This window comes from Streptomyces sp. NPDC006476 (assembly GCF_040612015.1).
Taxonomy (GTDB): Bacteria; Actinomycetota; Actinomycetes; order Streptomycetales; family Streptomycetaceae; genus Streptomyces; species Streptomyces griseorubiginosus_B.
This window is the reverse complement of sequence record NZ_JBEXPK010000004.1, coordinates 87,977-107,740: the sequence shown is the minus strand read 5'-3', so window position 1 is coordinate 107,740 and position 19,764 is coordinate 87,977. Positions and strand designations below refer to the sequence as shown.

The 19,764-nt window shown below is 70.8% G+C and carries 16 protein-coding genes; 13 read left to right on the top strand and 3 right to left on the bottom strand.

The window, feature by feature from the left end; genetic code table 11:
• Positions 1–2: 2 nt before the first annotated feature.
• Positions 3–1,874, bottom strand: coding sequence for an ABC transporter substrate-binding protein (locus tag ABZZ74_RS06240; protein ID WP_356762141.1), 1,872 nt, complete (start codon positions 1,872–1,874; stop codon positions 3–5).
• 379 nt (positions 1,875–2,253) lie between these two features.
• On the opposite strand from ABZZ74_RS06240, the gene ABZZ74_RS06235 reads away from it, so the two are divergent.
• From ABZZ74_RS06235 to ABZZ74_RS06215, 5 genes are all read left to right on the top strand, one after another.
• Positions 2,254–3,897, top strand: a complete 1,644-nt coding sequence (locus ABZZ74_RS06235; RefSeq protein WP_356762140.1) for an ABC transporter substrate-binding protein — start codon at positions 2,254–2,256, stop codon at positions 3,895–3,897.
• A 6-nt stretch (positions 3,898–3,903) separates the two neighbouring features.
• Positions 3,904–4,827 (top strand): ABC transporter permease, encoded by a 924-nt coding sequence (locus ABZZ74_RS06230; protein ID WP_356762139.1) that lies wholly within the window; start codon positions 3,904–3,906, stop codon positions 4,825–4,827.
• Positions 4,820–5,800, top strand: coding sequence for an ABC transporter permease (locus tag ABZZ74_RS06225; RefSeq protein WP_356762138.1), 981 nt, complete (start codon positions 4,820–4,822; stop codon positions 5,798–5,800). Before ABZZ74_RS06230 ends, ABZZ74_RS06225 begins: the two co-directional genes overlap by 8 nt.
• A gap of 768 nt (positions 5,801–6,568) precedes the next feature.
• Positions 6,569–7,543 (top strand): ABC transporter ATP-binding protein, encoded by a 975-nt coding sequence (locus ABZZ74_RS06220; RefSeq protein WP_356762137.1) that lies wholly within the window; start codon positions 6,569–6,571, stop codon positions 7,541–7,543.
• Positions 7,536–8,594, top strand: a complete 1,059-nt coding sequence (locus ABZZ74_RS06215) for a dipeptide ABC transporter ATP-binding protein (RefSeq protein ID WP_356762136.1) — start codon at positions 7,536–7,538, stop codon at positions 8,592–8,594. The genes ABZZ74_RS06220 and ABZZ74_RS06215 overlap by 8 nt, the downstream gene beginning before the upstream one ends.
• A 110-nt stretch (positions 8,595–8,704) precedes the next feature.
• Here the strand turns inward: ABZZ74_RS06215 and ABZZ74_RS06210 are convergent, their stop codons facing one another.
• Complete coding sequence (locus tag ABZZ74_RS06210; RefSeq protein WP_356762135.1) at positions 8,705–10,837, bottom strand: prolyl oligopeptidase family serine peptidase; 2,133 nt, start codon at positions 10,835–10,837, stop codon at positions 8,705–8,707.
• A gap of 185 nt (positions 10,838–11,022) precedes the next feature.
• Between ABZZ74_RS06210 and ABZZ74_RS06205 the strand changes: the two genes are divergently transcribed.
• The 8 genes from ABZZ74_RS06205 (at position 11,023) to ABZZ74_RS06170 (ending at position 18,892) form a co-directional block, all read left to right on the top strand.
• Positions 11,023–11,217 carry a hypothetical protein gene (locus ABZZ74_RS06205; protein ID WP_208781185.1) on the top strand — a complete coding sequence of 65 codons (195 nt, stop codon included), beginning with the start codon at positions 11,023–11,025 and terminating at the stop codon, positions 11,215–11,217.
• Positions 11,218–11,262: 45 nt separating this feature from the next.
• Positions 11,263–12,144 carry an N-acetyl-1-D-myo-inositol-2-amino-2-deoxy-alpha-D-glucopyranoside deacetylase gene (gene mshB, locus ABZZ74_RS06200; RefSeq protein ID WP_356762134.1) on the top strand — a complete coding sequence of 294 codons (882 nt, stop codon included), beginning with the start codon at positions 11,263–11,265 and terminating at the stop codon, positions 12,142–12,144.
• Positions 12,141–12,551 (top strand): DUF6113 family protein, encoded by a 411-nt coding sequence (locus ABZZ74_RS06195; protein WP_356762133.1) that lies wholly within the window; start codon positions 12,141–12,143, stop codon positions 12,549–12,551. The genes mshB and ABZZ74_RS06195 overlap by 4 nt, the downstream gene beginning before the upstream one ends.
• Before the next feature lie 154 nt (positions 12,552–12,705).
• Complete coding sequence (locus tag ABZZ74_RS06190; protein ID WP_356762132.1) at positions 12,706–15,288, top strand: hypothetical protein; 2,583 nt, start codon at positions 12,706–12,708, stop codon at positions 15,286–15,288.
• A 142-nt stretch (positions 15,289–15,430) separates the two neighbouring features.
• Complete coding sequence (locus ABZZ74_RS06185) at positions 15,431–16,357, top strand: ABC transporter ATP-binding protein (protein ID WP_356762131.1); 927 nt, start codon at positions 15,431–15,433, stop codon at positions 16,355–16,357.
• The gene (locus ABZZ74_RS06180) at positions 16,354–17,085 is read left to right on the top strand and encodes an ABC transporter permease (RefSeq protein ID WP_356762130.1); all 732 of its coding nucleotides are present in this window, start codon (positions 16,354–16,356) and stop codon (positions 17,083–17,085) included. The genes ABZZ74_RS06185 and ABZZ74_RS06180 overlap by 4 nt, the downstream gene beginning before the upstream one ends.
• 5 nt (positions 17,086–17,090) lie before the next feature.
• Positions 17,091–18,281, top strand: a complete 1,191-nt coding sequence (locus tag ABZZ74_RS06175; RefSeq protein ID WP_356762300.1) for a histidine kinase — start codon at positions 17,091–17,093, stop codon at positions 18,279–18,281.
• Entirely contained in the window at positions 18,278–18,892 is a 615-nt protein-coding gene (locus tag ABZZ74_RS06170) for a response regulator transcription factor (protein ID WP_356762129.1), read from the top strand. Before ABZZ74_RS06175 ends, ABZZ74_RS06170 begins: the two co-directional genes overlap by 4 nt.
• A gap of 3 nt (positions 18,893–18,895) precedes the next feature.
• Here the strand turns inward: ABZZ74_RS06170 and ABZZ74_RS06165 are convergent, their stop codons facing one another.
• Positions 18,896–19,747 (bottom strand): transglutaminase-like domain-containing protein, encoded by an 852-nt coding sequence (locus ABZZ74_RS06165; protein ID WP_356762128.1) that lies wholly within the window; start codon positions 19,745–19,747, stop codon positions 18,896–18,898.
• Positions 19,748–19,764: the final 17 nt, after the last annotated feature.

The following is a 19,764-nucleotide window of genomic DNA, read 5'->3' as shown; positions in this document are numbered from 1 at the left end:
GCCTACTCGCGGTCGTCGGCGGTGGCGCGCCGGCGCCGCGCGAGGAAGGCCCCGGCCCCGGCGAGGACCACGACACCCGCGACGACCCCGATGATCACGCCGGTCGAGCTGCCGCCGCCGGAGGAGTCGCCGGAGTCGGCCGGGACCGCCGACCACCAGCTCCAGTAGCCGTCCTGGCCGTAGATGTTGCCGGCGGCCCTGGGCATCGTCTCGATCGACTTGATCTGGTCGGTGCGGTAGGCCTCGACGGCGTTCGGGTACGCCATGACGTTCATGTACCCGAGGTCGTACAGCCGCGACTCCATCTGCTTGACGATGCCGGCCCGTTTGCCGGGGTCGTACTCGGCGAGCTGTCGGGCGTAGAGCTCGTCGTAGGTCTTGTCGCAGACGAAGTTGTCGGTCGCGCCGGTGTCCTTCGGGGTGGCGGGCAGGGCGGCGCAGGTGTGGATGGACAGCACGTAGTCCGGGTCGGGGTTGACGGACCAGCCGTCGAAGGCGAGGTCGTACTTGCCGGCGAGCCAGGGGTCGGTGACGTTGTCCAGGCAGTCCAGGCTCATGCCGATGCCGAGCTTCGCCCACCACTCCTTGAGGTACTGTCCGACCGCCTTGTCGTTGGGGTCGGTGGCGTGGCACAGGACGCGGTAGTTCAGCGGCTTGCCGTCCTTGCCGACCCGCTTGCCGTCGGCGTTCTTCCTGTACCCGGCCTGGTCGAGGAGCTGGGCGGCCTTGGCGGGGTCGTAGGCGAGCTCCTGGCCCGGGTCCGGTTTCCAGAAGTACGTCGAGAAGCGGGGCGGGATGTAGCCCTGGCCCTCGACCGCGTGGCCCTGGAACACCTTGTCGATGATCGTCTTGCGGTCGACCGCCAGGAACAGCGCGTGCCGCACCCGCTGGTCCAGCAGGGACGGGTCGCCGTCGCCGAACTTCTGGCCGTTCTTCGCCTTCGCGCCCGGGTTGGTCGCCAGGGCGTAGAAGCGGCGGCCGGGGGCGTCGTTGACCTTGATGTCCGACTGGCCCTTGAGGGAGGCCGCCTGAGCCGGCGTCAGGGCGGGCTGGCCGGCGACGAAGGAGACCTCGCCCTTGCGCAGGGCGGCCACAGCGGCGTCCTGGTCCTTGTAGTACTTGAAGACCAGCTCGTCGAACTTGGGCGCCCCGCGCCAGAAGCTCTTGTTGGCCTTCAGCCGGACATAGCTGTCCGCCTTGTACTCGGTGAGGACGAAGGGCCCGTCCCCGACGACGGGGAAGGACTTGTCGTTGTTGAACTTCGAGAAGTCCGTGACCTTCTTCCAGACGTGCTCCGGCACGATCGGCACGTCGAGCGCGGTCATGGTGGCCTGCGGCTTCTTCAGCCGGACGACCAGCTGGGTGGGGCTCGGGGCCGTCACCTCGCGGAAGTTGCCGACGAAGCTGCCGTTCGCGGTGGCGGCCGCCTGGTCGGTCATCATCTTGTTGAACGTCCAGGCCGCGTCCTGGGCCGTCACCTTCTGGCCGTCCGACCACTTTGCGTCCGAGCGGATGGTGTAGGTCCAGGTCAGCTTGTCGGCGGACGGCTTCCAGCTGGTGGCGAGGCCGGGCACCGGGTGCGCGTCACCGGGGTCGTAGTCGGTGAGGTACTCGTACGTCAGCCGCAGGATGCTGGTGCTGAGCAGCCGTACCGCCAGGAAGGGGCTGAGCGAGTCCACGCTCTGGGCGACCGCGACGGTGAGGACCTTGTCCCCGGCCGCCTGCGCCTGCTGGGGAGCCGGGTTGAGCGGGGTCGCGAGGGCCGCCGAGGACGTCAGAGCGAGGGCGCCGGCGAGGGCGACGAGCCGGGGCGTGCGGGATCGGGGGCTTCTCGGATGTGAACGCCTTGCGCCGTGCTGCTCTTGTGGGCTCATGAATCGTGACCTCGCGTCATCGCTCGCACAGGGACGGCTTGTTCGGACTGCAGGACCGGGTTCTGCCTGGTGACGCCAGCTGGGTGATGAGTGTGTCTATCAGCGGGTGTCTGCGCGCGTCAACGGCCCGCGAAACCTCATGTGGCCTGCGAAAACGGGTGAGTTGATGTTCGGGATCGCAAATATTGGTCCAGACCGGTGAAGGTGTCCTGGTGGAGCGCTGGCGCCTGTCGGTGACCTGCCTTCACCCCGCGCCTCACCCGTACGGCGGCACCGTCCTCCGGACGGCCGTCCCGCGAACGGGCGCGCCGAATGTGCGGAATGTCTTGTGTGCTCGGATATTCACCGGTAACGGACCGGGATTCTGAGGAGGCACTCCATGCGTGGAGCCACGCACGCCCCATGGGCCGCATGCGCGGTGGTGGTCGCCCTCGCGGCGAGCGCCTGCGGCAGCGGCAGCAGCAGTGGTGGCGGCAGCGGTGGTGGCGGTGACGGTGGCGGGGTGCTCAGCTCGTCCTGGGGCGACCCGCAGAACCCGCTGGAGCCGGCCAACACCAACGAGGTGCAGGGCGGCAAGGTCCTCGACATGATCTTCCGTGGGCTGAAGCGGTACAACCCGAAGACCGGCGCCGCCGAGGACATGCTCGCCGAGAAAATCGACACCACGGACTCGCAGAACTTCACCATCACCGTCAAGAGCGGCTGGAAGTTCAGCAACGGCGAGGCGGTCACCGCCAAGTCCTTCGTCGACGCCTGGAACTACGGGGCGAGCCTGAAGAACAACCAGAAGAACGCGTACTTCTTCGGGTACATCGAGGGCTACGACAAGGTGCACCCGGACACCGGCACACAGACCGCCACCACGCTCTCCGGCCTCAAGGTCACCGGTCCGCAGACCTTCACCGTCAAGCTCAGCCAGAAGTTCTCGACCTTCCCCGACACCCTCGGCTACGCGGTCTACGACCCGCTGCCCCAGGCGTTCTTCAGCGACCACGCCGGCTGGATCGCGAAGCCGGTCGGCAACGGCCCGTACACCATCCAGTCGTACGCCAAGGGCTCGAAGATGTCCCTCAGGAAGTGGGACGCCTACCCCGGCACCGACAAGGCGCAGAACGGCGGTGTCGACCTCAAGGTCTACACCGACAACAACACCGCCTACACCGACCTCATGGCCGGCAACCTCGACCTGGTCGACGACGTCCCGGCCGCCCAGCTGAAGAACGTCAAGAGCGACCTCCAGGGCCGGTATCTGAACACCCCCGCCGGCATCATCCAGACCCTCGCCTTCCCCTTCTACGACCCGGCCTGGAACAAGAGCGGCTCGGAGAAGGTCCGCAAGGGCCTGTCCATGGCGATCAACCGCCAGCAGATCACCGACACCATCTTCCAGAAGACCCGCACCCCGGCCACCGACTGGACCTCACCGGTGCTCGGGACGGCGGGCGGCTTCCAGGACGGGCTGTGCGGGGACGGCTGCCAGTACAACCCCAGCCAGGCCAAGAAGCTGATCCAGGAGGGCGGCGGGCTGCCCGGCGGCCAGGTCAAGATCACGTACAACGCGGACACGGGCTCGCACAAGGAGTGGGTGGACGCCGTGTGCAACTCCATCAACAACGCGCTCGGCAACGACAAGGCCTGCGTCGGCAACCCGGTCGGCACCTTCGCCGACTTCCGCAACCAGATCGGACAGCACAAGATGACCGGGCCGTTTCGGGCCGGCTGGCAGATGGACTACCCGCTCATCCAGAACTTCCTGCAGCCCCTCTACTACACCAACGCCTCCTCCAACGACGGCAAGTGGTCCAACAAGGACTTCGACAACTACGTCAACCAGGCCAACGCCGAGAGCGACACCAGCAAGGCGATCGGTCTGTTCCAGAGCGCCGAGAAGGTCGTACGGGACAACATGGCCGCCATCCCGCTCTGGTACCAGAACGGCAGCGCCGGCTGGTCCGACCGGCTCTCCAATGTCGCCCTCAACCCGTTCAGCGTCCCGGTCTACAACGAGATCAAGGTCGGCTGAGCCGCCGTGGGACGGTACGTGGTCCGGCGTCTGCTCCAGATGATCCCGGTGTTCATCGGGGCCACTCTGCTGATCTTCCTGATGGTGAACGTGATGGGCGACCCCATCGCGGGCCTGTGCGGTGAGCGGCAGTGCGACCCGGCCACGGCCGCCCAGCTGAAGAAGGAGTTCGGGCTCGACAAGCCCGTGTGGCAGCAATACCTGACCTACATGGGGAACGTCTTCACCGGCGACTTCGGTACGGCGTTCAACGGGCAGAAGGTCACCGAGCTGATGGCGAGCGCGTTCCCCGTCACCATCCGGCTGACGATCGTCGCGATCCTCTTCGAGATCGTCATCGGCATCACGCTGGGCGTCATCACGGGGCTGAAGCGCGGGCGGCCCGTCGACACCTCGGTCCTCCTGCTCACCCTCGTGGTGATCTCCGTCCCCACCTTCGTCACCGGCCTGCTGCTGCAACTGCTGCTCGGCGTCGAGTGGGGCTGGATCAAACCGTCGGTCTCCACGGACGCCACGTTCGGCGAGCTGATCGTGCCGGGGCTGGTCCTCGCGTCCGTGTCCCTCGCCTACGTCACCCGGCTCACCCGCACCTCCATCGCGGAGAACCGGCGCTCCGACTACGTCCGCACGGCCGTCGCCAAGGGCCTGCCCCGGCAGCGGGTGATCATCCGCCACCTGCTGCGCAACTCCCTGATCCCGGTGGTCACTTTCATCGGCACCGACATCGGCGCGCTGATGGGCGGCGCGATCGTCACCGAGCGGATCTTCAACATCCACGGCGTCGGCTACCAGCTCTATCAGGGCATCCTCCGCCAGAACACCCAGACGGTGGTCGGCTTCGTGACCGTCCTGGTCCTGGTCTTCCTCGTCGCCAACCTGCTGGTCGACCTGTTGTACGCCGTACTCGACCCGAGGATCCGCTATGCCTGAGCAGCCGTACGAACCGGAGGGCGCCATCGCCGGCACCGGAATGGGCGGCGCCATGGACCTGGCCACGGCGGAGGGCGAGACCCTGGAGCGGACGCCGGGCGGCCCCGCGGGCACGGGCCCGCAGCAGAAGCCGCGCTCCCTCTGGTCCGACGCCTGGCGCGACCTGCGCCGCAACCCGGTCTTCATCATCTCGGCCGTCGTGATCCTCTTCCTGGTCTTCATCTCCCTGTGGCCGTCGGCGATCACCTGGATGAGTCCCCTCAAGTGCGACCTCGCCAAGGCCCAGGAGGGCTCCCAGCCCGGCCATCCCTTCGGCTTCGACGGCCAGGGCTGCGACGTCTACACGCGCACGGTCTACGGCACCCGTACGTCCGTCACGGTCGGCGTCTGCGCCACGCTCGGGGTCGCGCTCCTCGGCTCGGTGCTCGGCGGGCTCGCGGGGTTCTTCGGCGGGGTCTCGGACTCGTTCCTCTCCCGCATCACCGACATCTTCTTCGCGATCCCGGTCGTCCTCGGCGGTCTCGTCCTGCTCTCGGTGGTCACCAGCAACACGGTCTGGCCGGTCGTCGGGTTCATCGTGCTGCTCGGCTGGCCGCAGATCGCCCGTATCGCCCGCGGGTCCGTCATCACCGCCAAGCAGAACGACTACGTCCAGGCCGCCCGCTCCCTGGGCGCCTCCAACTCCCGCATCCTGCTGCGGCACATCGCGCCCAACGCGGTCGCCCCGGTGATCGTCGTGGCAACCATCGCGCTCGGCACGTACATCGCCCTGGAGGCGACCCTGTCCTTCCTCGGCGTCGGCCTCAAACCCCCGAACGTCAGCTGGGGCATCGACATCTCCGCCGCGTCCCCCTACATCCGCAACGCCCCGCACATGCTCCTCTGGCCGGCCGGCGCCCTGGCACTCACCGTCCTGGCCTTCATCATGCTGGGCGACGCGGTCCGCGACGCCCTCGACCCGAAGCTGAGGTGAGGCCGCATGGAACGGAGCCTGCGACGCGCGGGCGCCCCGTCAGACCCCCGGCTCCCGCCCCGCCCTGCCCGGAGAGGGCGCGGTGCGGGCGGGGTGGGGGAGTCGGACGGGGTACGGCTGGGGCGGCGGGGGCGGGGGATGAGGCGCCCTGGTCCGTTGGTCCCGGCGGGATGGCGGGCGCGCGGGATCGGCCGGCGCGGGGCCTTGTGGGAGCTGATGCGGCCGGACTTCCGTTCATCCCTCGCGACACCCTCGGCTCACATCCGGCGTGAGGGCGATGGCGGCTCCCGGCGCCAGGCCCGCCCTGCCCGGGAAGGGCGCGGTGCGGGCGGGGTACGGCCTGGGCGGCGGGGGCGGGGAAGAGGTGTTCTCGTTCGGCAGGCTCGGCGCTGCGGGTCGTGGCGGGTGTTCCTCGCTCGTGGGTCGGCGGTCCGCCGCGGGGTCTGGCGCGTGCGATTCGGGCAGTCTCCGACGTCTTGGCGCCCGTCGCCCGCTGCGGGCCCACCCCGGTCCTCCCGCAGACGGATGCGGCCGGACTCCCGTTCATCGGGCGGGAGGCTCTCGGGCGGGACGTCCTCGGCCCGGTGTGGGCGGGGAGCGGGCGTCCGCGTTCGTCGTGTTCGGTCATCCGGGTCGCCGTTTTCCCGGCCGTCGTATCGCGATCTGGGCGGGTCCAGGAGCTCGTGCGGGCCGGCGTGTCCGGACTTCTGTTCATTCGGCGGGACGCCCCCGGGCGTGACGCCCCCGGGCCGAAGGTGAGGTGGCGTCATGTTGCTGGACGTGCGGGAGCTGCAGGTGGAGTTCCGGACTCGGGACGGGGTGGCCAAGGCAGTCAACGGGGTGAACTACAGCGTGGACGCCGGGGAGACGCTGGCCGTGCTGGGGGAGTCCGGGTCGGGGAAGTCCGTCACCGCGCAGGCCGTGATGGGGATTCTCGACATGCCGCCCGGGCGGATCACCGGCGGGGAGGTCCTGTTCCAGGGGCGGGATCTGCTCAAGCTCAAGGAGGAGGAGCGGCGCAAGGTCCGCGGCGCCGAGATGGCCATGATCTTCCAGGACGCCCTGTCCTCCCTGAACCCCGTGCTGTCCGTGGGCGACCAACTCGGTGAGATGTTCGTCGTGCACCGCGGGATGTCACGCAAGGACGCCCGGACCAGGGCGATCGAGCTGATGGACCGCGTGCGCATCCCGGCCGCCAAGGCCCGCGTCAAGGACTATCCGCACCAGTTCTCCGGCGGCATGCGCCAGCGCATCATGATCGCGATGGCCCTGGCCCTGGAGCCGGCCCTGATCATCGCCGACGAACCCACCACCGCCCTCGACGTCACCGTCCAGGCCCAGGTCATGGACCTGCTCGCGGAGTTGCAGCGCGAGTACAACATGGGGCTCATCCTCATCACCCACGACCTCGGCGTGGTCGCCGACGTCGCCGACAAGATCGCCGTGATGTACGCGGGCCGGATCGTCGAGTCGGCGCCGGTGCACGACATCTACAAGGCGCCCGCCCACCCCTACACGCGCGGGCTCCTCGACTCCATCCCCCGCCTGGACCAGAAGGGCCAGGAGCTGTACGCGATCAAGGGGTTGCCGCCCAACCTGATGCACATCCCTCCGGGGTGCGCCTTCAACCCCCGCTGCCCGATGGCCCAGGACGTCTGCCGCACCGACGAACCTCCCCTGTACGAGGTTGATCAAGTGAGGGGCAGCGCCTGTCACTTCTGGAGGGAGTGCCTCAATGGTTGACCAGGTTGAGCCGATCCTGGAAGTGAGTGGACTGGTCAAGCACTATCCCTTGACCCAGGGCATCCTGTTCAAGAAACAGGTCGGTGCCGTCAAGGCCGTCGACGGTGTGGACTTCACGCTCAACAGGGGCGAGACCCTCGGCATCGTCGGGGAGTCGGGCTGCGGCAAGTCAACGGTCGCCAAGATGCTCGTCAATCTCGAGCAGCCGACGCAAGGGTTGATCAAGTACAAGGGCGAAGACATCGGCAAGCTGTCCGCCAAGGCCCTCAAGTCCGTCCGCCGCAACATCCAGATGGTCTTCCAGGACCCGTACACCTCGCTCAACCCCCGTATGACGGTGGGCGACATCATCGGGGAGCCGTACGAGATCCACCCCGAGGTGGCGCCCAAGGGCGACCGGCGCAAGAAGGTCCAGGAGCTGCTGGACGTCGTCGGGCTCAACCCCGAGTACATCAACCGCTATCCGCACCAGTTCTCCGGCGGCCAGCGCCAACGCATCGGCATCGCCCGGGGCCTGGCGCTGCGCCCGGAGGTCATCGTCGCCGACGAGCCGGTCTCCGCCCTGGACGTGTCCGTGCAGGCGCAGGTCATCAACCTGATGGCGAGCCTGCAGAGCGACTTCGAGCTGAGTTACGTCTTCATCGCGCACGACCTGTCCATCGTGCGGCACATCTCCGACCGGGTCGGGGTGATGTACCTCGGGCGGATCGTGGAGATCGGCCGGGACCAGGAGATCTACGACCACCCCACGCACCCCTACACCCAGGCCCTGCTGTCCGCCGTCCCCGTGCCCGACCCGGAGGCCCGTGAGCACCGGGAGCGGATCATCCTCGCCGGCGACGTCCCGTCCCCGACCAACATCCCCTCCGGCTGCCGCTTCCGCACCCGCTGCTGGAAGGCCCGCGAGCGCTGCGCCCTGGAGGTGCCGCTGCTGGCGGTACCGGCCGAGTTCCGGATGACGAGCGGCCCGGCCGCCCACGACTCGGCGTGCCACTTCGCGGAGGAGAAGAGGGTCGTCCCCCCGGAGGGGGAAGGCAACGGACCGGGGTGACATGGCGCACCCCGGTCCGTTTACGGCACCCGCACGGCCGTACGCTGTTCAGACTCGCGTGTCCGTATATCGGGACCGCTTCCGTCAAGTTGCCTGCGTGTTAACGCGGTTCATCCCTGTTTGCGTGGTTGTGCGAGCGAACGCCGCAGGAAGTCCAGTTGCAGCCGCAGCAGGTTCTCGGCGACCTCCTCCTGCGGAGTCATGTGTGTGACCCCGGACAGCGGCAGCACCTCGTGCGGGCGGCCGGCGGCCAGCAGTGCCGAGGACAGCCGCAGCGAATGGGCGACCACCACGTTGTCGTCGGCGAAACCGTGGATGATCATCATCGGGCGGTGCGGTTCGGCGGCGTCGACCAGTCCCGTGTCGTCGATCAGCGAGTTGCGCCGATAGACCGCCGGCTGCTCCTCGGGGTGGCCGATGTAGCGCTCCTGGTAATGGGTGTCGTACAGGCGCAGATCGGTGACCGGGGCGCCCACCACCGCCGCGTGGAACACGTCCGGGCGGCGCAGCACCGCGAGTGCCGCGAGATAACCGCCGAAGGACCAGCCGCGGATCCCGACCCGGGAGAGGTCGAGCGGGAAGTCGCCGGCAACTGCCTGGAGCGCGTCCACCTGGTCCTGCAGCACCACCGCCGCCAGTTCGTCCCGTACCGCCTTCTCCCAGGCGGGGGAGCGGCCCGGGGTGCCCCGGCCGTCCGCGACGACCACCGCGAAGCCCTGGTCGGCGAACCACTGCGAGGTGAGATGCGGGTTGTGCGCGGCGACCACCCGCTGACCATGAGGCCCGCCGTAGGGATCCATGAGCACCGGGAGGGGAGTGTCCCCGTGGTAGTCCCGTGGCATAAGCACGGCGCACGGGATCCGCCGTGCGCCCCCCTGTGTGAGCGTCACGCGCGGGGACATACCGGGATTTTCGGCGTACGAGGCGATGGTCGCCGTCTGCTTGCCGTCCCGGAGCACCTGCACGCGGGCGCCCGGCCGGTCCGGCGTGGCGGACACCAGGACGGTCACGCCCCCGGCGCGCACCGCCGAGTGCACGCCGGGCTCGTGCGAGACGCGCTCCAGGCCGCGTTCGCTGACGCGATAGACATGCACCTCACCGGTCTCCGGGTGCTCGGCCTCCTCGCCCGCCGACGCCGAGACCAGCGCGTCCTCGTCCGCCACGTCCAGCACGGCCCTGATGTGCAACTGCGGCCCGGTGAGCGGCCGTTCGCCGACCGCGAGCACCCGCGCGCCGCCCTCGTCCGCGATCCGCACCAGCCGCCCCGAGGGGCTCCAGCAGGGCACCCCGGGGAAAAGATCCAGCCAAACTGGATCTTCGTCCGCGTGCACCAGCCGGGTCGCCCCGGTGTCCGGCTCCACCGCCAGGTACAGCTGGCTGCGCTGGTCCCGCGCCTGGACGAGCAGCAGTGGGGCACCCGCCGCTGACCAGTGCACATGCGCCAGATACGGATAGCGCGCCCAGTCCCAGACGACCTCCGTCCGCGACCCGTCCAGGCCGATCACGAACAGCCGTACGTCCGCGTTGTCCGTGCCCGCCGCCGGATACGGGACGTGTTGTGGATCACGTTCCGGATGGGCGGGGTCGGAGATCCACCAGCGCCGTACCGGCGTGTCGTCCACGCGCGCGACCAGCAGCCGGTCCGACTCGGGCGACCACCAGAACCCCCGCGAACGCTGCATCTCCTCGGCCGCGATGAACTCGGCCAGGCCGTAGGTGACGTTCTCCGACTCCGGCTCGGCGAGAGCCCGTTCACCCTCGCCCTCGGCGCCCACCACCCGCAGGGCGCCCCGCGCCACATACGCCACGTGCCGGCCGTCGGGGGAGGGGCGTGGGTCGATCACCGGCCCCGGAGTGGGGAGTTCACGTGCCGTGCCGGCCCGCAGCTCGGCCGTGAAAAGCCGTCCTGACAACGCGAAAGACGCCAACTCCACATCCCCGTCGGTGGCATAGCCGACGATGCCGGCACCACCCTCACGGCTGCGTTCGCGGCGCGCCCGCTCCTGGGGCGAGAGGTCCTCGCCGGCGCCGCCGAGCAGGGTGCGCGGGTCGGCCGCCACCCGCTCCGTGCCGCTGTCCACGTCGAGGACCCAGAGCGAATTCGCCCTGTCCGTACCGGAACCGGAACGCAGGAACACGACACGGGCGCCGTCGGGCGCCACGGTGAAGGAGCGCGGCGCGCCGAGCGTGAAACGCTGGGTGCGGGCGTGCCTGCGGGGGAAGGAGTCGGACGTCGTCGTCATGCCCCGACCATATTGGCCATGCGCCCCCTTGTGCGGCCGTGCGCCGATCGATGCGCAGGTCCGGATAGTTATGATCACTACCGCACAGTGGGTATGAACCTGCTGGTCCTTGTGGATTTATCTGCCGGGATTTTTGCCCCCTGGTCCGACCCCCGCGCTCTTGGGATCTTTGGAGGTGAGCCGCCGTGGCACTCTCGATTTCGGCGGTGGTGCTGCTGGCGATCGTCGTCTTCCTGTTGGTCAGGAAGTCCGGGCTGAAGGGCGGGCATGCGGTCGTCTGCATCCTTCTGGGGTTCTATCTCGCCTCCTCGACCGTCGCACCCACGATCAACGATCTGACGACGAACATCGCGAGCATGATCGGCAGCATCAAGTTCTGACCCGGGCTGCGCCGCGCTGTCAGTGGTGCCTCGTAGGGTGGACCCATGACGGAACCACCCCGGCGTCTGCTGCTGGTGCACGCGCACCCGGACGACGAGTCGATCAACAACGGCGCGACCATGGCGCGGTACGCGGCCGAGGGTGCCCGAGTGACGCTGGTCACCTGCACTCTCGGTGAGCGCGGCGAGGTCATCCCGCCCGGCCTGCGGCACCTCACCGGCGCGGCCCTGGGCGAGCACCGGCTGGCGGAGCTCACCGCCGCCATGCGGGAGCTCGGCGTCGAGGACTTCCGTCTGCTCGGCGGCCCCGGCCGCTACGGCGACTCCGGGATGATGGGCCTGTCCGACAACGAGGACCCCGCCTGCTTCTGGCAGGCCGACCTCGACGAGGCCGCCGCCTACCTGGTCCAGGTGATCCTGGAGGTACGCCCGCAGGTCCTTGTCACCTACGACGACAACGGCGGCTACGGCCACCCCGACCACATTCAGGCCCACCGCGTCGCCATGCGCGCGGCCGAGCTGGCGGCGGGGCAGGGCTGGGAGATCCCCAAGGTCTACTGGAACCGGGTGCCCCGGCCGGTCGCCGAGGAGGCCTTCGCCCGGCTCGCGAAGGATCTGCCCGCGCTCCCCTTCTCCAAGGCCGCCGTCGTCGACGACGTCCCGGGCGTGGTGGACGGCGACCGGATCACCGCCGAGATCGACGGCACCGCGTACGCGGACGCGAAGGCCGCCGCGATGCGGGCGCACGCGACGCAGATCGAGGTCGCGGCGCCGTACTTCGCGCTTTCCAACGAACTCGCGCAACCCCTGTTCACCACCGAGTACTACGAATTGGTAAGAGGTGAGCGGGCAGGAGGGATGCGGGAGACGGATCTCTTCGCCGGGCTCGGGCTCGGGGTCGGTGTCGGTGGCAGGGAGGCGTCATGAGTGAGCGGGGCTCGATGCTCGCGCAACCGCTTCAGCGGCCCTCCGCGGGGCGGACGTTGCTGTTCCTCGGGCTGTTCGTGCTGGGCGCGGTCGTCGGGGCCGCCGGTGCGCTGGTCCAGGCGGGCTGGTTCCCCGGTGGGTTGCTGCTCGCGCTCGCCGGCGAGGCCGGGCTGCTGCTCGGCGGCGGACGGGCCACCGGCAGCCGGGGCGGAGCGATCGCACCGGCCGCCGGCTGGGTGATCGCCGTCATCCTGCTCACCGCGAGCAGACCCGAGGGCGACTTCCTGTTCGGGGCCGGAGGGGGCTCGTACCTCTTCCTGCTCGGCGGGATGGCCGTTGCTGTGATCTGCGCCACCCTTGGGCAGGGGCGGCAACCAACGGGGCGTGACGTCCGACTTGCCAAGTGACGTACCACTTGGCCGTTAACCAGGCGTGCGAGTCCGGTGTGGGTTTCCCCGGCGGTCGTGGGATACGCGCCAGAAGTGGCCAGTATGGTGGTGCGCGCCGCCGAGCTGCCCGTGAGGTCATGTCGGGCGGCGGAGCCAACCGGGAGAACCTGCCTTGAGTCGTGAAACTGACACTCCGTCCTCCGGGCCCAACGGGCGCGGCGGCGGAGCCGCATACCCGTCCGGCACGCCGCCGTACGGCACCCCCGCGGCATCCGACGCCGGTTCGGACAAGGGCCGTTCGGCCGAGCGGCCGGAGGAACGCAAGACCGAGACCACGCTGACGACCCGGATCCGGATCAACATCCCCGGATCGCGGCCGATTCCGCCGGTCGTGGTGCGTACGCCCGTCGCGGACGCCGGCACCTCCGAGGAGACCGGCGAGACCGAACTCCCCACCGCGGCACCGGGCGCGGCCACGGCCACCGTGGACGCTCCTGCCGATCCCGCGCAGTCGGCCGAGGACAAGACGAGCGACTGGTTCGCGCCCCGCAAGTCCGGCCCGGCCAAGGGAGGTCCGGGGAGCGGAGCCACCAACGGCGCCGGTCTGCCCGGCGGTTCGGCCGCGGGAACGCCGGGCGCGGGCGCTCCGGGCGCCGCCTCGGGCGGTGCGCGTCCGGGCGCGGGTGCGTCCGGTGGGGCGCGTCCGGGTGGCGTGGTCGGCTCGATGAGCGTGCCCGGCGGCTCCCGGGCGGGCGGCGCGAACGGCAGGCCCGGCGGGACGAACGGCGCGGGGCTCCCCGGCGCGACCGGCGGTCCGGTGGCTCCCGGCCACGGCGGCGGCACCGGCTCCTTCGACGTCACCGAGGCCCTGGCGGCGGGCCCGCTGGGCAACGGCGGCCCGCGCGCCGGCGGCGAGCCGCGCCGCGACGAGCTGCCGTACTTCTCGGACAACGACCCCGCCCAGCAGAACGGCCACCCCGACCAGAACGGCTTCGCCGACCCGGGCGGCCAGAACGGCCAAGGCGGTTTCGGCGGCCCGGGCGGCCAGAACGGCCAGGGCGGTTTCGCCGGCCAGGACGGCCTCAGCGGCCAGAGCGGCTACGGCGGCCAGGACAGCCTGAACGGCCAGAACGGCTACGGCGGCCCCGGCACCCAGAACGGCTTCGCGGGCCCCGCCCAGGACAACGGCTTCGGCGGCCCCGGCGGCGACCCCTTCGCCAGTCCTGGTGGCCCCGGCGCCGACAACTTCGCCGGCCCCGGCGGCGCGAGCGGCTTCAACGGGCCGAACGGCCGTGGCGGACAAGGCGGACAAGGCGGCTCGCAGGGCCCCGCCGGCCCGACCGGCGGCCCCGTCACCGGCGACGGCCCGCTGGTCCCGCCGCTCGGCCCCGGCGGCCCCGGCGCACTGCCCGGCGGCGAGTCCTTCGGCCCCGGCGGCCCCGGCGGCCCCGGCGGCCCCCGCACCGCACGCGGCGGCGCTCCCGCCGGGCTCGGCATGGCTCCCGGTGCCCCCGGTAGCGCTGCCCCCGGCACCGGCACCGGTCGCGGCCCCGGCGGCGGCCTCAGTGACGACACGGCGATCCTGACCCCGCAGAAGCCGGCCCCCGAGCCCGGCACGCCGGGCTACCCGACGCCCGACAACGTCTCCGGGCACACCGTCACCAGCGGCATCCCGGTCGTGCCGCCCGGCGCCAAGTCGCCGTTCGGTCCGGGCGGCTCCACCGACGGCCCGCTGCCCCACACGCCCCCCAAGCTGCCCGAGCCGGTCGCTCAGAACGTGCCGGCGGCCGCCGCGCCCAAGAAGAAAAAGAAGGGCCGCAGCAAGCTGGTGCTGCTCGCCGGTGTCGTGGTCGTCGCCGGCGTCGGGGTCTACGGCGCCGGGCTGCTGATGAACCACTCCGACGTGCCCAAGGGCACCACCGTGCTCGGCGTCGACATCGGCGGCGGCACCCGCGACGACGCGGTCAAGAAGCTGGACGCGGCCTTCGGCAGCCGGGTGAACAAGCCGCTGAAGCTGTCGGTCGGCGGCTCCACCGTCCCGCTGACGCCGGACCAGGCGGGCCTCCAGTTCGACGAACAGGCCACGGTCGCCAAGGCGGCGACGAGCGACTACAACCCGGTCTCCGTCGTCGGCTCCCTGTTCGGACAGCACCGCGTCATCGACCCGGTCATGCCCGTCGACGAGGAGAAGCTGGCGGCGGCCCTGAAGAGCGCCGCCGGCGGCGGCTCCGGCTCGGTGACCGACGGCACGATCGAGTTCAAGTCCGGCAAGGCCGTCGCCGTCTACGGCAAGGGGGGCAAGGGCATCGACGCCGCCAAGTCTGCCCAGGCGGTCGAGGAGGCGTACCGCTCCCAGGTCGAGTCCGGCACGACGGCCCCGGTCGCGGTGGTCACCACCGGCCAGCAGCCGACGGTCTCGAACGCCGAGGTCGACCGGGAGATGAAGGCCTTCGCGCAGCCCGCGATGTCGGCCAACGTCATCGTGAAGACCGACACGGGCAAGCAGATCGAGTTCAGCCCGCAGAACTCCCTGTGGAAGTTCCTCAGGGTCAAGGCGGTGGGCGGAAAGCTCGTCGACAGCCCCGACCTGAACGCCCTCAAGGAGCTGTACGGCCAGACCTTCGACGGCGTCCTGATCACCCGGGGCACCGGCCAGAAGACGGCCGTCACCCCGCAGGACGTCTACGTGGCCCTGCGCCAGGCGCTGCTGAGCAAGACCAACCGGGTCGGGATCATCCAGACCAACCCGAGCTGACGCCAGGCCCGAGGATCAGGCCCGAGAGGGGGGGCACCCGGCACGCGCCGGGCGCCCCCCTTCGCCGTATGACATCTGTCATCCGGCGGTCAGGACCGCCGACACTGCCGGGACGCGGGGCCCGGCGGCCACGATGGTTCACATGACGACGACAGCGACGGCCGCCGGCACCCCGGTGGTCGGGTTCGACCAGGTGAGCAAGGTCTACGGGAACGTACGGGCCGTCGACGGGCTGACGCTCGCGCTGCACCCGGGGGAGACGGTGGCCCTGCTGGGCCCCAACGGCGCCGGCAAGTCGACCACCCTCGACCTGCTGCTGGGCCTCAGGAACCCCGACGGCGGCACGGTCCAGGTCTTCGGCACCACGCCGCGCCAGGCCATCGTCGCCGGGCGCGTCGGCGCGATGCTGCAGAGCGGCGGGCTGATGGACGAGGTGACGGTCGCCGAGCTGGTGAAGCTCGCCTGCGATCTGCACCCCAGGCCCTACAAGGTCAGCGACGTCCTCGCCCGCGCCGGTATCGCGCAGATCGCCGACCGCAAGGTCAACAAGCTCTCCGGCGGCCAGTCCCAGCGCGTCCGCTTCGCCCTGGCCACGGCCGGCGACAGCGATCTGATCGTCCTCGACGAGCCCACCACCGGCATGGACGTCTCCGCCCGCCAGGCCTTCTGGGCCACCATGCGCGAGCAGGCCGACCAGGGACGGACCGTGCTGTTCGCGACCCACTACCTGGAGGAGGCCGACGCGATCGCCGACCGCGTGCTGGTCCTGCACCGGGGACGGCTGCTGGCCGACGGCACGGCCGCCGAGATCAAGGCGAAGGCGGGAGCCCGGCGGGTGGCCTTCGACCTGGAGGGCCCGATCGACGAGGCGCCCCTGCGGGCCCTGCCCTTCCTCACCTCCGTCGACATAAGCGGCCAGACGGTCCGCATCCAGTCCACCGACGCCGACGCGACCGTGCACGCCCTCTACGGGCTCGGCGTCTACCCCCGCAACCTCGAAGTCGCCGGGCTCGGGCTCGAGCAGGCCTTCGTCGCCATCACGGAGGCCGAGGAGGCCAAGCAGTCATGAACAGTCTGATCAAGCTGGAACTCACCCGCGCCCTGCGCAACCGCAGGTTCCTGTTCTTCTCCGTGATCTACCCCTCGGTGATCTTCCTGCTGGTCTCCAACCAGACGGGCACCGTCGACGGCACCGGCCTGAGCGTCGCGAAGTACGTCATGGTCTCCATGGCCTCCTTCGGCGCCCTGACCGCCGTCCTGATGGGCAACAGCGAGCGCATCGCCAAGGAGCGGGAGGGCGGCTGGGTACGTCAGCTGCGGCTGACCCCGCTGCCCGGGCGCGGCTACGTCCTCGCCAAGACCGCCAGCGCGGCCGTGGTGAGCCTGCCGTCCATCGTGATGGTCTTCCTGGTCGCCGCCGCGGTGAAGGACGTACGGCTGGACACCTGGCAGTGGTTCGCCCTCACCGGCGCGATCTGGGCCGGCAGCCTGGTCTTCGCCGCGCTCGGCGTCGCCATCGGCTACCTCGCCTCCGGGGACGCGGTCCGCCCGATCACGATGATCGTCTACTTCGGTCTGTCGATCCTCGGCGGCCTGTGGATGCCGTCCTCGACCTTCCCCACCTGGCTGCAGGACATCGCCAAGTGGCTGCCCACGCACGCGTACGCTGCCCTCGGACGGGCCATCGAGCAGAGCCAGACCCCCCACACCCAGGACATCGCCATCCTCGTCGCCTTCTTCCTGCTCTTCGCGGGCGGCGCGGCCTGGCTGTACCGGAAGGACACGCTGAAGGCGTGAGCGTCATGACGGACGACGGACTGCCCGAGGAACTGCGGGCCGAGAACGCGATCCGGGTGGGGCAGGCGCCCCGCAACCGGTCCGAGGCGATACGCAAGCTGATCTGGATCCTGCCCTGGCTGATCTTCCTCGGTGCGCCGGTGCAGGACCTGACCTCCGGCCACCACGGCACGGCCGCCACCGTGGCCGGCTGGGTGGCCCTGGCCACCTTCACCTCCGTCTACCTGACACTGGTCTTCCGCAACATGGGCCGGCCCTTCTCCGGAGGGGCCGTCGGCGCCTTCGTCGTCCTGCTCGGCGCCCTCGCCGTGGTCCTGTCCCTCACCCTCGGCAGCGCCTGGGTCGGGCTCTTCGTGTACGTCTCCGTCACCTGCGGCGCCACCCTGCCGCAGCGGATCGCCTACTGGGCGGTCGGGGCGAACACCCTCGCGATGTTCCTGGTCGGCCTGCGGACCGGCTCGGACGACTGGAGCCTGATCCTGATCGTGCTGTTGCTGGGGTTCGCGATGATGGGCGTGAAGCAACTGGTGCGCACGACGGTCGAGTTGCGCAAGGCACGCGCGACGGTGGCCCAACTGGCAGCCAACGAGGAGCGGCTGCGCCTCGCCCGCGACCTGCACGACCTCCTCGGCCACTCGCTCTCCCTGATCACGCTGAAGAGCGAGCTCGCCGGCCGTATGCTCCCCGACCACCCCGACAAGGCGGCCCAGCAGGTCGCCGACATCGAGCAGGTCAGCCGGCAGGCCCTCGTCGACGTCCGGGCGGCCGTCTCGGGCTACCGGCGCACCCGCCTGCCCGACGAACTGGCGGGCGCGCAGGTCGCCTTGAAGGCGGCCGGGGTCGTCGCCGAGGTGCCCGCCGAACCCGACCTCCGGGACGTCCCCGAGGAGAGCGAGTCCGCCCTCGCCTGGGCGCTGCGCGAGGCGGTCACCAACGTCGTACGGCACAGCGGCGCCGGACGCTGCACGGTGGAGCTGCTGCGCCGCCAGACCCTGGACGGAGCGGTCCTCGAACTGTCCGTCGAGGACAACGGCTCGGGCGGCTCGGGCAAGGGCCCCGGCAACGGGCTGACGGGCCTGACCGAACGCCTGGAGAAGGCCGGCGGCACCCTGGAGGCGGGACGCGTCAAGAAGGGCTTCCGGCTGGTCGCCCGCGTCCCGGTGGACGCCCGGTCCACCGTAGGATCCGGGGCATGAGCCCTACGATCAAGGTGCTGCTCGCCGAGGACCAGTCGATGGTCCGCGAGGCGTTGGCAGCGCTTCTCGGTCTCGAGGACGACATCGAGGTCGTCGCGCAAGTGGCGCGCGGCGACGAGGTGTTGGCGGCCGTCCGGGAACACGGCGTGGACGTGGCCCTGCTCGACATCGAGATGCCGGGCTGCACGGGCATCGAGGCCGCGCGCCAGGTCCACGGGGCCCTGCCCGCCGTGAAGCTGGTCGTGCTCACCACCTTCGGCCGCCCCGGCTACCTCCGCAGCGCCATGGAGGCCGGCGCCGACGCCTTCCTGGTCAAGGACGCCCCGGCGGCCCAGCTCGCCGCCGCGGTACGGAAGGTGCTGGCCGGCGAGCGCGTGATCGACCCCACGCTCGCGGCGGCGGCCCTGGCGGAGGGCGCCAACCCGCTGACCGACCGGGAACGGGAGGTCCTGCGCGCTGCGGCGGACGGCTCCACCAACGCGGAGCTGGCGGCGGCCCTGCACCTGTCCCAGGGCACGGTCCGCAACTACCTCTCGACGGCGATCCAGAAACTGGCGGTCCGCAACCGGGCGGAGGCGGTGCGGATAGCGCGGGAGAAGGGCTGGCTGTGAGGCTCAGTTGAGCATCGCCCGCGCGGTGTGGGCCTGTTGGCGGACCCGCTCGGCGGCCGGTTCGTCCACCGCCGCGACCACCTCGGCGTAGGCCTCCAGTTCGGTGGCGCCGGTGAGGAAGTCGCCGCGCTGGACGAGCAGTTGGGCGTGCTCGTAGCGCAGCCGCGCCGGATGCGAGGGCAGCAGCAGGGACAGCTCCACCGCCCACAGCGCCACGTCCGACCGCTCGGGCCGGGCAGCGGCCCACGCGCGGATGTTGTTCAGGATCCGCAGCACGACGTCCAGCGGATCGGCCGGCGCCAGCATCGACGGATCCAGGGCGGCCCCCGTGGCCCCGGCGACCAGCAACTCCGCGTCGCCTCCGCTGAGCACCCGCCCCCCGTCGAACGGATCCGCGAGCACCTGCTGCTCCTGCGGACCGAACCCGACGACGAAGTGCCCGGGCAGCGCGACCCCGTACACCGGCGCCCCGGCCCGCCGTGCCACCTCCATCCACACCACCGACAGCAGGATCGGCAGCCCGCGCTGCCGCCGCAGCACCTCGTGCAGCAGGGACGACTCCAGCCGCTGGTAGTCGGCGGGGGAACCGTGGAAGCCCTCCCGGGCGCCCAGCAGATGGTGCAGCGCGTTGGCCCAGGAGACCGGGCCGCCCGGACGGAACGGCACCTGCCCGGCCAGCCGGTCCAGCTCCATCTGCGCCGCGTCGATGCCGGCCTCGTCCAGCGCCCCGTCCGCCTCCGCGCCCACCAGCAGGCACAGCGTCGACAGGTCGGGCCGCTCGGAGCGCGCCTCCTCGGCGAAGCGCCGCCGCAGCTCGGCGGAGCGTTCGGGGGAGGGGGGATTCGGGGAACGCATAGCTGGCTCGTGCCCTC